14 protein-coding genes are annotated in these 12448 nt (G+C 60.8%); 9 read left to right on the top strand and 5 right to left on the bottom strand.

Annotated features, from left to right (window positions below):
• Nucleotides 1-110 precede the first annotated feature (110 nt).
• Nucleotides 111-764 carry a glutathione S-transferase gene (locus J2046_RS07875; RefSeq protein ID WP_210050719.1) on the top strand — a complete coding sequence of 218 codons (654 nt, stop codon included), beginning with the start codon at nucleotides 111-113 and terminating at the stop codon, nucleotides 762-764.
• A 33-nt stretch (nucleotides 765-797) separates the two neighbouring features.
• On the opposite strand, the gene minE is transcribed toward J2046_RS07875, so the two are convergent.
• The 5 genes from minE to J2046_RS07850 form a co-directional block, all read right to left on the bottom strand.
• Complete coding sequence (gene minE, locus J2046_RS07870; RefSeq protein ID WP_037152119.1) at nucleotides 798-1058, bottom strand: cell division topological specificity factor MinE; 261 nt, start codon at nucleotides 1056-1058, stop codon at nucleotides 798-800.
• Nucleotides 1055-1870 (bottom strand): septum site-determining protein MinD, encoded by an 816-nt coding sequence (minD, locus tag J2046_RS07865; RefSeq protein ID WP_210050717.1) that lies wholly within the window; start codon nucleotides 1868-1870, stop codon nucleotides 1055-1057. Before minD ends, minE begins: the two co-directional genes overlap by 4 nt.
• Before the next feature lie 32 nt (nucleotides 1871-1902).
• Nucleotides 1903-2631, bottom strand: a complete 729-nt coding sequence (gene minC / locus J2046_RS07860; protein ID WP_210050716.1) for a septum site-determining protein MinC — start codon at nucleotides 2629-2631, stop codon at nucleotides 1903-1905.
• A gap of 254 nt (nucleotides 2632-2885) precedes the next feature.
• Nucleotides 2886-3710, bottom strand: coding sequence for a transporter substrate-binding domain-containing protein (locus J2046_RS07855; RefSeq protein WP_210050715.1), 825 nt, complete (start codon nucleotides 3708-3710; stop codon nucleotides 2886-2888).
• Between the two features lie 161 nt (nucleotides 3711-3871).
• Complete coding sequence (locus J2046_RS07850) at nucleotides 3872-4801, bottom strand: LysR family transcriptional regulator (RefSeq protein ID WP_210050714.1); 930 nt, start codon at nucleotides 4799-4801, stop codon at nucleotides 3872-3874.
• A 151-nt stretch (nucleotides 4802-4952) separates the two neighbouring features.
• Here J2046_RS07850 and J2046_RS07845 point away from each other — a divergent pair, with 151 nt between their 5' ends.
• From J2046_RS07845 to J2046_RS07810, 8 genes are all read left to right on the top strand, one after another.
• Nucleotides 4953-6125 (top strand): NAD(P)/FAD-dependent oxidoreductase, encoded by a 1173-nt coding sequence (locus J2046_RS07845; RefSeq protein WP_210050713.1) that lies wholly within the window; start codon nucleotides 4953-4955, stop codon nucleotides 6123-6125.
• Nucleotides 6122-6373 carry a 2Fe-2S iron-sulfur cluster-binding protein gene (locus tag J2046_RS07840; protein WP_210050712.1) on the top strand — a complete coding sequence of 84 codons (252 nt, stop codon included), beginning with the start codon at nucleotides 6122-6124 and terminating at the stop codon, nucleotides 6371-6373. Before J2046_RS07845 ends, J2046_RS07840 begins: the two co-directional genes overlap by 4 nt.
• Nucleotides 6370-7722 carry an FAD/NAD(P)-dependent oxidoreductase gene (locus J2046_RS07835; protein ID WP_210050711.1) on the top strand — a complete coding sequence of 451 codons (1353 nt, stop codon included), beginning with the start codon at nucleotides 6370-6372 and terminating at the stop codon, nucleotides 7720-7722. The genes J2046_RS07840 and J2046_RS07835 overlap by 4 nt, the downstream gene beginning before the upstream one ends.
• A complete protein-coding gene (locus tag J2046_RS07830) occupies nucleotides 7719-9116 on the top strand; it encodes an aldehyde dehydrogenase family protein (protein ID WP_210050710.1) in 1398 nt (465 codons plus the stop codon). Before J2046_RS07835 ends, J2046_RS07830 begins: the two co-directional genes overlap by 4 nt.
• Nucleotides 9117-9126: 10 nt before the next feature.
• Nucleotides 9127-9870: a 4-hydroxy-tetrahydrodipicolinate reductase gene (locus J2046_RS07825; protein WP_210050708.1), complete on the top strand. Its 744-nt coding sequence runs from the start codon at nucleotides 9127-9129 to the stop codon at nucleotides 9868-9870.
• 19 nt (nucleotides 9871-9889) lie between these two features.
• Complete coding sequence (dapA, locus tag J2046_RS07820) at nucleotides 9890-10807, top strand: 4-hydroxy-tetrahydrodipicolinate synthase (protein ID WP_210050707.1); 918 nt, start codon at nucleotides 9890-9892, stop codon at nucleotides 10805-10807.
• A gap of 181 nt (nucleotides 10808-10988) precedes the next feature.
• The gene (locus J2046_RS07815; protein WP_210050706.1) at nucleotides 10989-11654 is read left to right on the top strand and encodes an amino acid ABC transporter permease; all 666 of its coding nucleotides are present in this window, start codon (nucleotides 10989-10991) and stop codon (nucleotides 11652-11654) included.
• Between the two features lie 18 nt (nucleotides 11655-11672).
• The gene (locus J2046_RS07810) at nucleotides 11673-12446 is read left to right on the top strand and encodes an amino acid ABC transporter ATP-binding protein (RefSeq protein WP_325169734.1); all 774 of its coding nucleotides are present in this window, start codon (nucleotides 11673-11675) and stop codon (nucleotides 12444-12446) included.
• Nucleotides 12447-12448: the final 2 nt, after the last annotated feature.

The raw sequence follows: 12448 nt of genomic DNA, 5'->3' as shown, positions 1-12448 counted from the left end.
GATCCCGCCTGCCGCGAAATTGCGGCGGTGCAAAAATGCTAGTGCAATATGTCTTGCGATGCGAGAAGATTGTCGCCGGAACGCAATGTGGTTCGACAGGGACATGACCGATGGCGCAGGCGACACTGACGATTTCCTCGAAGAACTATTCCTCCTGGTCGCTGCGCGGCTGGCTCCTGTGCCGCATGGCAGGGCTCGATTTCAAGGAAGTTCTGGTGGAATTGGATGAAGATGCCCGGCAGGAACTTCTGCTGCTTTCGCCGTCCGTTCTGGTGCCGCGGCTCACCCATGGCGCCGTGACGGTATGGGACACGTTGGCGATCGCCGAATATCTCAACGAGATAGAGCCGGATGCCGGGCTTTGGCCTGCAGACATCGCGGTGCGGGCCCGCTGTCGCGCCGTTTCGGGCGAGATGCATTCGGGCTTCCATAATCTCCGCTCGGCTTTGCCGATGAATCTCAAGGCCCGGCACGAGCGTTTCAAGATATTCTCCGGCGCCCGGCCGGATGTCGAACGCGTGAAGGCGATCTGGACCGAATGCCTGGAGGCGAGCGGCGGACCCTGGTTGTTCGGCACCGCCCCTACGGTCGCCGACGCGATGTACGCGCCGGTCTGTACTCGCTTTCGCACCTATGCGGTGGAGCTGGAGCCGGACTTTGCGGCTTATTCGGAAACCGTTCTGTCCTGGCCGCTGATGGTCGAGTGGACCGAAGGCGCTTTGGCTGAGCCCGAAGAGATCATCGAACTGGAGGTGGAGTTCTGACCCGCTGGGCTGCCCGGAACGGATCGCCTCCTCTCAAGCCGCCTGCTGGGCGGCATCCAGTGGGATTTCGACGTCGATCTCCAGAATCGAGACATTTTCGTCGCGATCCATCTTCACCTGCACCTTGTCATTGTCGACCTGTACGTGCTTGGCAATGACGGCGAGGATTTCCTCGCGAAGCACCGACACCAGATCCGAGCCGGACGAAGCGCGTTCGTGGGCGAGAAGCACCTGCAGGCGTTCGCGCGCCATCGGTGCCGACCTCTGCTTGCGGAAGAGACTGAAAATGCTCATGCAGCTTTCCTTCCGAAAATTTTACCGAAGATACCCCGTTTTTCGCCGGGAATCGTGATCGGCAGCACCTCGCCGGAAAGGCGGCGAGCGGCGTCGAAATAGGCCAAGGCCGGCGTGCTGCGCGCATCCGCGAGAGTGACCGGTGCGCCGATGTTGGAAGCGCGCAGAACGTCCATGCTTTCCGGAATGATGCCGATGAGCGGGATCGACAGGATTTCCAGGACGTCATCGACCTTGAGCATGTCACCGCGTTCCGCGCGATTGGCGTCGTAACGGGTGAGCAGCAGGTGCTTTTCCATGCGCTCGCCGCGCTCGGCCTTGAGCGTCTTTGCGTCGAGCAGGCCGATGATGCGATCGGAATCGCGTACCGACGAAACCTCCGGATTGGTCACGACAACCGCCATGTCCGCATGACGCATGGCCAGCGTCGCGCCGCGCTCGATCCCGGCCGGGCTGTCGCAGATGATCCAGTCGAAATAGCGCTTCAGCTCACCCATGACGCGCTCGACGCCTTCGGGTGTGAGGGCGTCCTTGTCACGCGTCTGCGAGGCAGGCAGCAGAAACAGCGTCTCGAGCCTTTTGTCGCGGATCAATGCCTGCGGCAGCTTGGCCTCGCCCTGGATCACGTTCACCAGATCGTAGACGACCCGCCGCTCAGCACCCATGACCAGGTCGAGGTTGCGCAGGCCGACGTCAAAGTCGACGACGGCGACTTTCTCGCCTCTCTGGGCCAGGGCGGCTCCGAGCGCGGCGCTGGAGGTCGTCTTGCCAACCCCGCCCTTGCCTGACGTGACTACGATGACTTTCCCCATCTTTCTCTCCTGTTTCCCGGCCGGGCTCCGGCTCAGATAAGTGTCTCTGCCATTATAGTGTCGCCTTCTAGCCAAAGCTGGACAGGCTGCCCGCGAAGGCCGGGAGGCATGTCTTCCGCCATCTTGTAGACGCCGTCGATCGCGAGCAGTTCGGCTTCGAGCTTGCGGCAGAAAATGCGCGCGGATGCGTTGCCGACAGAACCCGCCATCGCACGGCCGCGCAGGGTGCCGTAGATATGGACCGATCCGCCGGCGATGATCTCCGCCCCCGAAGCGACTGATCCGATAACCGTGACGTCGCCTTCCGGAAAGATGACCGACTGGCCCGAACGCACCGGCTCCCGAATGATGATGGACTGCGATGCCGGCCGAACTTCCGCCGCGACAGGTTTGCTCTGGCTATTGCGCAATTCGATGATCGGTTCCTTGGCTACAGCCTCGTCGGAAACCGGTTTGCCGCCTTTCAACGCAGGGGGCATTCCCTGAGCAAGAATCGACGGGCGGGCGCCCTCTATACCCATGATACTGACATTCCGCTGGGCGAATTCTCCAAGAAGTTCCTTCAGTTGTGTCCTGTCGATCGGCAGATCGGCCACATCGAGCACGACTGGCCGTCCTAGGAAGAAGCCTGCCGAACGCGCGGCCAGATCATCGAGCCGGACCAGCCAATCATCGAAAGGAAGGTCCGGAGAAAGTACGACAGCCAGGAAAGAGCGGCCCTTGATGCGGATCGAGCGAGCGTCTGTTAGCACTTTGGTCATCTACGTAAAGAAATCGTTGACCATGTCTATCGCTGCCATGGTTAACAGATGGTTAATTTCATCCATCCGTACCGCAATCTGATCGGAATTTTTTAAGAACTTATAGCTGGAAATCCGACGGAGAACGCTTTGCCAGAATCTTCTGGAGCAGGCCGCGAAAAACGCTGGGCGAGGTAATCCTCAGGCCTAATGCAAATGCTTGGATCGGCCACCAGCGCCCGCCGATGGCCGATCCGTATTAGCGTCGGAATATCTTATCCGCCGAAGCCGAACCCGACCGGCATGTCGGTGAGCGTGATGCCGAATGGGTCGAGGCTCTTCAATATCCAGGTTTGGTTGTTGCCGATACGCCGGTTGTATTCGGCCCAGGCGGAAACAAAGCTCTTGAAGGTTTCGTCCGCGCCATAGTTCACGGCGATGACGGACGGCGTCGACAGGACCGGGGTCGGAACCTTGACACTGCCCATCGCCGGAGCCTTCTTGGTGATCACCAGCCCGTTCAGCATGGTGTTCACGAGGGCATCGGCCTTGCCGGTGGTGACGGCGACTATGGCTTCGTCACGGGTCTTGAAACGCAATATGTTCGCCTTCGGCAGATACTGCTGGGTGATCAGGTCCTGGGCCGATCCGAGATCGACGGCAAAGGTATATTTCGGGTCGTTCAGCTCGTTCCAGCTCTTGTCGGTCAGGTCGTCCTTCGCCGAGACGAGGACGAAGCTGTTGTAATAGGTCGGATCGGAGAAGGATACCGAAAGGGCGCGCACCGGGGTCGCCGTGACCGCGAAAGCCATGTCGACCTTGCCGCTCTGGACATCGAGAATGGCGTTTGCCCAACTCGACTCGACGACTTCGAGCTTCACATCGAGCGTCTTGGCGATGTCCTTAGCCATATCGATGACGAACCCCTGCCACTCGCCAGTTCGCACGTCCTTGTTGAAATACGGGACTTCATTGAGGATCGCCGGAATGCGCAGCACCCCCCGCGCACGGACATCCTCGATCGTGCCTGCGCCGGCGGCCGTCCCGAACAGCGACAGTGCGACCGCCGCCACACTGCAAATTTTCGAAATCAAGTTCATCGTCAGTCTCTCCGTTGTTCCCCAAGAAATCTTCCTGTTTTCGGTCGGCTTCCCAAGTTCCGGGTGCCGCATCTCCGAACAAAGCCAAGCCTATCCCCGAATGGAGCGGGAACAATGCTAGAGACTCGGAGGTACTTATCGTCTTTTTTATATGTCGCTGGTCAGGGCGGCGGGTGAGCATATTCCTTGCCCCGTGGCGGATCGAAGACGGGACCGACCAGTTCCCGGAGACAGTCGTCGAAAAGCCGCTGAACTGTCGGGTGCGTCTGCAGAAAGCCTGCGCTGCCGAAATAGACGCGTACTTCGGGGAGATTGGTGAGCCTGACCGCGGTGATGGCCACATCCGCCGCGCCGACGCACCAGGAGGGGATAATCGAAAAGCCGAGCCCTGCCTCCACGCATCGCATAACGCTTGAACTTCCCGAGGTAGAGATGGCCGGCTGCACGATCGCACCGTCGCGTCCGAGAAAGTCAACCGCCAGGTTGCGGAGCGTCTGTCCCGGCTCATAGGTGATGAACGGCTTTCCTTCCGCCCAGGCGGGAATGTCCTGCTGCTCGGGCGGCTCGCCCCAGCTGCGTGGAAAAACAAGGCTCAGCCGGTAGCTGCCCAGCAGACGCTGTGGCACAACTGGATCACCGAAATAGCGTTCCGAAATGCAGACATCGAGGCTGCCGTTCTTGACGAGTTCCGCGAGCACCGTATCGCGTTCGTAGACAGAGAATTCGATGTCTGGAAAAGCTTCCCTGAAACGGGAAAGCACCTTGGGGAACAGGTAAAAGAAGATCGCCTGCGGCATCCCCACCCGCAGTGACGAGCGCTGGCTCTCGATCAGTTTCGTCAGGCGTTCGAGCATGATGTCGAGTTCAGGATGGAGAAGACTGTAAAGCGCCCTTCCGCGGGGCGTTAACGATATGCGCTTTGCCCCCTGCTCGGACTCTATGAGCTTCCCCTTGAGGATCTGTTCCAGGCGGCGGACGTGATTGGCGGCCGACTGGTAGCTCAGATTGAGCTCCCGGGCCGCACCCGAAAAAGAACCGTGTCGCGCGACCTGGTAGAAGGTCTGGATGAGAGTGAGACTGATCTTCGCCACGTCGTTTCCCCCTTGCCAGACGCTCTAGGACTGATCGGCTCTGCAGCCGATACAAATTTCGTGAGGACGGAAGACCGTCATCTTGTATCGACGGCCCGAGGCAGCAGACTTCAATATCGGTGCAAAGAAAGCAACAGCACCAGTTCATTCGATGCGCTCTTCCATACCTCAAACAGCAATCGTCATCGGTTCCGGCATTGTCGGTGCCGCGATTGCCTATTTTCTGACGCGCCGCGGGATAAGAGTGCAGCTTCTCGAAGCTTCGGCTCCGGCCGCCGAGGCAACTGGAGCGGCCGACGGTGCCGTTTCGGTCGCCAGCAAAAGGCCTGGCCCGATGATGGTCGCGGCAATCGCCGGCGTGGCGCTTTATCGCGAGCTTGAGCACGAAGGGCTTTTCGCCGGCCTTTTCAAAAGCCGGTCAACCTTTATCGTCGCAACTTCTGATGAAGAGTGCGCGGTGCTGGAAGCTCATGCTGATGCGCTTGAACAAGCGGGTGTTCGCATCGAGCGATTGACCGGAGGCGCACTTTTCGAGGTGCTGCCCGCGCTTTCTCCCTCTACTCGGCTCGCGGTGCAAGTGCATGGCGAGGGACATGCGATCGGCTACCAGATTGTCCATCGCCTGCTGACTGCCGCCGGCATTGTGGTTGACCGCCATACACCGGTAAATGCGCTTCTTCGCGACGCAAATGGACGAGCGCTTGGGGTCGAAACTCATAAAGGTCAGATCAAAGCCGATGTCGTCGTCATCGCGGCGGGAACCGGCTCAGCGACCCTGCTGGGGCTTGCGGATATCCTCATCCCGCGCAAGGGGCAGCTCCTGGTGACCGAACGCGCCCCCAGGCTGAATGCGGCCTTCGCGGGTTCCATCATGTCCGGGCGCTATCTGATGTCCAAGGGCAATCGCAAGCCCGGAGCGCCAACACCGGCCCGTGGATTGGGTCTTGTCATCGATCCGCTTGTGACTGGACAGTTTCTGATTGGCGGAACACGGGAAGATCACGGAGACCGGCGCACCAATGATATTGGTGCCGTTTCCCAGATTCTCGCCGATGCGGTCGCTCTAGTACCGCAACTTGTGCATGTCCGCCTGCTTCGGAGCTTTGCCGGCAATCGCACGGCCGTCCTCGACGGGCTTCCGCTGATCGGGCGCGTGCCCGGCTTGGACAACGCCTTCGTCGCCACCGGCTTCGAGGGCGACGGCATCTGCCTAGGTCCCATCGTGGGCAGGACGGTGGCTGAACTGGTGTGCGGGGAAGCCCCTTCCATCGATCTTGTGCCTTTCGACCCGGCGCGCTTCAAATCCGGCATGGTGGCCGCATGAGTGTCAATCGTTTCATCTGGCAGGGTCGGGAGATCAGTTTCCGGCCTGGCGAAAGCATAGCAGCGGCGCTGGAAGCTGCGGGTATCGTCCGCCTGGGTCTGGACGCGCTCGGCCGGGAAACCCGCTATTTCTGTGGAATCGGTGCCTGCCAATCGTGCCTCGTCCGGGTCGATGGTACGGCTTGTGAAGCCTGCCTGACGCCGGCGCGAAGCGGCATGACCGTCACGCCTCTGGAGGATCGGTCATGAGCGAGCCTGACATCATCATTGTCGGGGCTGGTCCCGGCGGCCTTGCGGCGGCTATTGCCGCTTCTCGAACGGGCCTGAAGGTTGAGGTGATCGAACAGCGCCATGCACCGGGCGGTGCCATTTATCGGCAACCGGTCGACGGCGTCGAACCGGTACCGCAGGCTGCCGCCGCAAAGCGGCGTTGGCAGAGCCTTTCGACACGATTTGCCGAGTCCGGTGTCCCGGTCAGAACCCATTCCGTCTTCTTGGGGATCGATGGGGACGGAACATTCCTGATCGACGATCGGGATAGAGGCAAACTCGACCGGCTGCAGCCTCGCGGCGTGATCATTGCCACCGGTGCCGTCGAGAAGGTCTATCCGCGCCCCGGCTGGCATCTGGCCGGTGTCTCCACGGTCGGAGGATTGCAGGTCATGATGAAGGAGACCGGCCGGGCGCCGCAGGGCCGCATCCTGCTTGCCGGTGGCGGGCCGCTACTGATTGCAGTCGCTGCTCAGATGGCGCGGCTCGGCAATCCGCCTGTCGCGATTGTGGAAGCCGGCGATCCGGCGAAGGAACTCGCGGCAGGACTGCAGATACTGATTTCGCCAGGACTTTTCGCAGAGGCTTTTTCCTACCTCCGGACAGTCTATCGCCACGGCGTTCCGTGGTTGCGCGGGCACCGGCTCGTCTCCATCAAGAGGGAAGGACAGGATCTTGCAGCCGTCATCGAGGATCGCAAGGGCAGCCGGCGACGAATTCTCGCGGACCGCATCGGTCTCCATGACGGGATTCGGCCCAACGATTTCGGCATGCCGCCGGAAACGACGGTAAATCGGGCCGCACCGTTTGTGATCCACGCCGGCGATTGCCGCGAAGCTTTGGGCGCAGTTGCCGCCGAGGCGGATGGCGAACGCGCAGGGCGAATGATGGCGGGTCTGCTGGCCCATGGTCGGCACGAGATCAACGAGCTTGAGGAGCTTGTCGCCCGCAATCGCCGGTCGCAGGCCGTACTTGCCCGTATTTTTGCTCCAGTGCAGTCCGGCTCTCTCTTGGATGGCCTGACCGACGAAACGATCCTCTGCCGTTGCGAAGGTAGGACCGTCGGCGACCTGCGCCAGCTTTGCAGCCGGCCCGATCCGCTGACCGGCCGCGAGATCAAGCACAACGGCCGTTTTGCCATGGGCGCCTGCCAGGGGCGCTTCTGCGCGGCGAATACAGCGGCTCTCATGGCCCGGCTGCGGCCCGATATCCCGGCGCCGGCACCCGGTGACCTGATCGGCCGGCGCTGGCCGGCAAGACCTGTTTCGATCGGCACGCTGGTGGGCGTGCCTCCCCACGCCGAAGGACAAGACGAGGTTCTGAGATGACACAGATGCAACGCGCAAGCTTTCCGGCCGCAAACGCGGTCATGGTGCGCAATCCCTTCGACGGTTCGGTCGTCGGCGAAGTCGCAGAGAGCGACGCAACAGAGATCGCAGCCGCGGTCCGGCGCGCCAAGGTGGCACAATGGCAGTTCCGCCGTTCGACGCCCGCGCAGCGGCGAGCCATGCTGAATGCACTCGCAGCGGAGATTGCCGCCGATGCCGAGAACATGGCCCGGATCATCTCGTCCGAGATGGGCAAGACCATCAGGGAAGCCCGTAATGAAACGCGCCGCGCGCAGAATACACTACGGCTTTCCGGCGATGCGGCAACCTTTCTCGATGGCGAGGCGCTTCATTGCGCCATCGTCGAAGGAGGGGCCGATCGCCTGGCGACCATCACCTATGAGCCGGTCGGCGTCGTAGGTGCCATTACGCCGTTCAACTATCCGCTCAACCTTCTCTGCCACAAACTCGGTCCGGCGATTGCCGCAGGCAATGCCGTCGTGGCGAAACCGTCGCCGAAGGCACCGCTCGCCGCCGCCCGCCTGCGCGAACTGGCGCTGAAGGCCGGGTGGCCTGAGGATATCTTCCAGATCGTTCACGGTGGCGCCGAGGCGGCTCTCTCGCTCGTCCGCGCGCCGATCGATCTCCTGTCCTTCACCGGTGGGCCGGCAGCGGGCCTTGCGCTCAAGAATGCCAGCGGGCTTGTGCGTTGCCTGATGGAGTTAGGGGGGAATGATCCTCTGTTCGTGCTTCCGGATGCCGATCTCGATAGGGCCGTCGCCACAGCGATCGGCCATCGTTTCGAAATCGCCGGCCAGAGCTGTGCTGCCGTCAAGAAACTCTACCTGCACCAGGCGATCGAGAAAGAGTTTACCGAAAGACTCCTGGCTGCAGTCGGTGCGGTCGAATTCGGCGATCCGTCGAGGGACGATACCGACATGGGGCCGGTCATCGACGAAGCGGCGGCCGGGCAGGTCGAAGATCGGATCAATGCAACCATTGCCGCCGGCGCCCGGCTGCTGCACGGCGGCACGCGTGAGAAGACGCTCTTTGCCCCGACGGTTATTTCCGGCGTGGAACCGGGCGCACCGTTGATTGCCGAAGAGACCTTCGGGCCGGTCATCGCTATCCGCAGCTTTTCCGACTCGGCTGAGGCCATCGCCGAGGTGAATTCCGGTGCTTATGGCCTGCAGGCCGGTGTTTTCACCAACGACCATGCGCTCATCAAGATGTTTTCGCGTGATCTCGTGGTCGGCGGCGTGATGATCAACGAAGGGCCGGATTTCCGCGCTGAGCATGTGCCCTTCGGTGGCGTCAAGCGCTCCGGCCTGGGGCGGGAAGGTGTCCGCATCGCGCTTCGCGAGATGTCGGAGCCCAAGGTCGTGATCGATTGAGGAGGCGAAGATGCGTATCGGAGTCGTCGGCGCTTCTGGAAGGGTTGGAACACATCTCGTGGAGCTCATTCTTGCCAATCCGGGCCTGGAGCTCGCCGCAGCACTCGTCTCCCCTCGCTCCAGACTGGTCGGCATGCCCGTCAATGGCGGCAGTATCGAATACCGCCCGCCCGAGGCGGCTATAAAGAGCCATTGCGACGTGATGATCGATTTTTCGACGACCGCAGCGAGCATGAACCTGCAGGCGGATATCGGTAGTAAACCGATCCCGGTTGTCATCGGCACCACCGGTTTCAGCGTTGAAGAGGATGAGCAACTCACGAGATACGCTGCTTATCGCCCGATCCTGGTGAGCGCCAATTTTGCCCACGGCTTCGAGGCTTTCCGCCTTGCCGCCACTGGCTTTGCCAACCGCATGCCGGAAGCGGATGCTTCCATCGCAGAGACTTATCACGCGCGCAAGAAAGCCAATCCTTCGGGAACTTCGATGCTTCTGGCACAACAGCTGCACGAGGCCAGAAGCCGCGCTATGGGGTTTTCAGCGCCTGAGCCGCCGATCATCGTTCACCGCGAGGGCGATACTGTCGGCATTAACGAAGTCCGTCTCGACCTGGGATCGGCCCAAGCGATTTTCACATATCGGGTGCACACGCTCGCCGCCTATGCGGAAGGTGCGTTGGCGGCAGCCCAATGGCTGGTCTCGCGGGCGAGTCCGTCCGGTCGCTACAGCCTTTCCGACAGCCTGGCAGATTGACAAAGAAAGGATCAATTCGATGAACGATCTCGTCGCCCGCTTCAGAGGCGTCTTCACGGCACTCGCAACGCCTTTCAAAGGTGATGCCGTCGACTTTTCCACGTTCGGCGCATTGGTCGAACGCCAGATCGCTGCCGGTATTGCCGGCCTCGTGCCGGTCGGCACGACCGGAGAAGCAGCTACGCTTTCGGATGATGAAGCCGATCGGCTGATCGCCCGGACAAAGGAACTTGCGGCTGGCCGGGCCATGGTCATGGCCGGCGCCGGTTCCAACGACACAAGGAAAACCATCGACAAAGTCAAGCGTGCGGAAAAGGCCGGCGCAGATGCATTGCTGATTGTCACGCCCTATTACAACAAGCCCACACAGGCAGGTCTCATTGCCCATTACAGTGCAACTGCGGAAGCCACCAGCCTGCCGATCATGCTTTATTCCGTTCCGGGCCGGTGCGGCGTGGAGATTGCGCCCGAAACTTGCGCGACGCTGATGGATCTCCATCCCAATATCGTCGCCATCAAGGAGGCCGGCGGCTCTGCGGCACGGATCACCCAGTTGCGCCGCACGTGCGGCAACAAGCTGATAATCCACTCGGGCGATGATGGTCTGACGCTTCCTTTCCTGTCGCTCGGTGCCATTGGCGTAACCAGCGTTGTCGCCAACGTCGCGCCCCGCGAAATGGCGCTGCTTCTCGAAGCTTGGCAGGCCGGAGATGCGGCACGTGCTCTTGCGCTTCATGAATTGATTGCGGAACTCACTGACGGCATGTTCATCGAGTCCAACCCGGGACCGGTAAAAGCGGCACTTGCCTTGGCCAATTTGGCCGGGCCGGAAATGCGGCTTCCCCTTGTGTCGGTTTCGGATTTCAACCGTGAAAAGCTGGCCGGTATTCTCAATAGGTTCAGCGCCGCTTCCGCAGCCTTCCAAGAAATACGATAAGCCGGCCGGAGAGCTTTGCATTGTTCGGCGCCAATCGACGTAGGAAACTGCATGGAGCAAGGCCTTGCCCGTAGGCTGGGCGGCTCTCAAAGACCAGGGGAACGCATATGACTGCCAAGACCAGCAGCGCACGGTGTTATAGGGCGCCGGAAAAAGCCCAGCGCGAAGCCGGAGCGGCGCAATGACCTATAACTGGGATTTTCATTCGGTCTGGCAGTTCTACGATCTGTTTCTCTACGGCCTTTGGATCAGCGTCCTCTATACGATCGGTTCGATCTTCTTCGGCGTCATCATCGGCTTTGCCACCTGCGCTGCGCGCCTGTCGCGCTGGTGGATGTTCAGGACGATCGCAAGAATCTACCAGGAGATATTTCGCTGCACTCCGCTTCTGGTGCAGCTTCTCTGGTTCTACTATGCCTTTCCCCTGCTAGTCGGCGGCTCGATCGATAATCGGGTGGCGGGCATGCTCACGCTTTCGCTTTATGTCGGCGCCTTCTATGCCGAGATTTTCCGCGGCGGGATCGTCTCCATTGACCGCGGCCAGCGGGAAGCTGCAGCAGCAATCGGCATGAGTCCATGGCAGTCGATGACACGCATTATCCTGCCCCAGGCGCTGAAGCGCGTCCTGCCTTCCTTCATCAACCAGTCGGTCATCCAGTTCAAGAACACGTCGCTGGTCTCGGTCATCTCGGTTGCAGACCTCGCTTACATGGCAGCCGTGGTCAACGGTCAGACCTACCGACCCTTGGAATCCTATACGGTGATGGCCGCGCTCTACATTCTCATGCTGCTGCCGCTGACACAGGCAGCCGACTGGATCGAGCGGCGCCTTCGGGTAAGCGACTAAGAGAGCGGGAACACGATCATGACAATGAACAATCACACCGATGCGTCCGTGATCGAAGCCATTGCGCTGCGCAAGAGCTATGGCACGCACGATGTCCTCAAAGGCCTCGACCTCAGCCTGACGCGCGGCGAGGTCGTCGCGCTGATCGGTCCTTCCGGTTCGGGAAAGTCGACCTTCATCCGCTGTCTCAACATGCTGGAAATCCCGACCGAAGGCACGATCCGCTTTCGCCAGAAGAAGGTTGGCGACCGGTTCCGCGATAATGGCGAGGAAATCGGCATCGGCACCTTGAGGCGTCATGTCGGCATGGTCTTCCAGCACTTCAACCTCTTTCCTCACAAGACCGTCCTGCAGAATGTGACCGAAGGCCCGATCATCGTTTGCAAGACATCGAAACGGGAGGCCGAGGAGCGTGCAATGGACCTGCTCGCCCAAGTCGGCCTCGCAGAGAAGCACGCTGCCTATCCGAACCATCTCTCCGGTGGGCAGAAGCAACGCGTCGCCATAGCCCGTGCATTGGCAATGCAGCCGGAAGTGCTCCTTCTCGATGAAGTGACGAGTGCCCTTGATCCGGAACTCGTCGGTGAAGTCCTGGCTGTCATTCGCCGTCTTGCCGAAGAAGGCATGACGATGGCTATCGTCACGCACGAGATGGCTTTCGCCGCTGATGTCGCAAACCGCGTGCTGTTCTTGGATCAAGGCGTCATCGCCGAAGCCGGATCCGCCAACGACGTCATCCTTAATCCACAGAATCCACGCCTTCAGGCTTTTGTGGCGCGTTTCAGAGGCTGAGG

The organism is Neorhizobium petrolearium, from assembly GCF_017873175.1.
Lineage (GTDB): Bacteria > Pseudomonadota > Alphaproteobacteria > Rhizobiales > Rhizobiaceae > Neorhizobium > Neorhizobium petrolearium.
This window is presented reverse-complemented; position numbering and strand designations above follow the sequence as displayed.

What these genes read in the sequence shown, in the direction of transcription:
- J2046_RS07875 (WP_210050719.1), top strand. Translation starts at nt 111, where the DNA reads ATGGCGCAGGCGACACTGACGATTTCCTCGAAGAACTATTCCTCCTGG.
- minE (WP_037152119.1), bottom strand. Translation starts at nt 1,058, where the DNA reads ATGAGCATTTTCAGTCTCTTCCGCAAGCAGAGGTCGGCACCGATGGCG.
- minD (WP_210050717.1), bottom strand. Translation starts at nt 1,870, where the DNA reads ATGGGGAAAGTCATCGTAGTCACGTCAGGCAAGGGCGGGGTTGGCAAG.
- minC (WP_210050716.1), bottom strand. Translation starts at nt 2,631, where the DNA reads ATGACCAAAGTGCTAACAGACGCTCGCTCGATCCGCATCAAGGGCCGC.
- J2046_RS07855 (WP_210050715.1), bottom strand. Translation starts at nt 3,710, where the DNA reads ATGAACTTGATTTCGAAAATTTGCAGTGTGGCGGCGGTCGCACTGTCG.
- J2046_RS07845 (WP_210050713.1), top strand. Translation starts at nt 4,953, where the DNA reads ATGCGCTCTTCCATACCTCAAACAGCAATCGTCATCGGTTCCGGCATT.
- J2046_RS07840 (WP_210050712.1), top strand. Translation starts at nt 6,122, where the DNA reads ATGAGTGTCAATCGTTTCATCTGGCAGGGTCGGGAGATCAGTTTCCGG.
- J2046_RS07835 (WP_210050711.1), top strand. Translation starts at nt 6,370, where the DNA reads ATGAGCGAGCCTGACATCATCATTGTCGGGGCTGGTCCCGGCGGCCTT.
- J2046_RS07830 (WP_210050710.1), top strand. Translation starts at nt 7,719, where the DNA reads ATGACACAGATGCAACGCGCAAGCTTTCCGGCCGCAAACGCGGTCATG.
- J2046_RS07825 (WP_210050708.1), top strand. Translation starts at nt 9,127, where the DNA reads ATGCGTATCGGAGTCGTCGGCGCTTCTGGAAGGGTTGGAACACATCTC.
- dapA (WP_210050707.1), top strand. Translation starts at nt 9,890, where the DNA reads ATGAACGATCTCGTCGCCCGCTTCAGAGGCGTCTTCACGGCACTCGCA.
- J2046_RS07815 (WP_210050706.1), top strand. Translation starts at nt 10,989, where the DNA reads ATGACCTATAACTGGGATTTTCATTCGGTCTGGCAGTTCTACGATCTG.
- J2046_RS07810 (WP_325169734.1), top strand. Translation starts at nt 11,673, where the DNA reads ATGACAATGAACAATCACACCGATGCGTCCGTGATCGAAGCCATTGCG.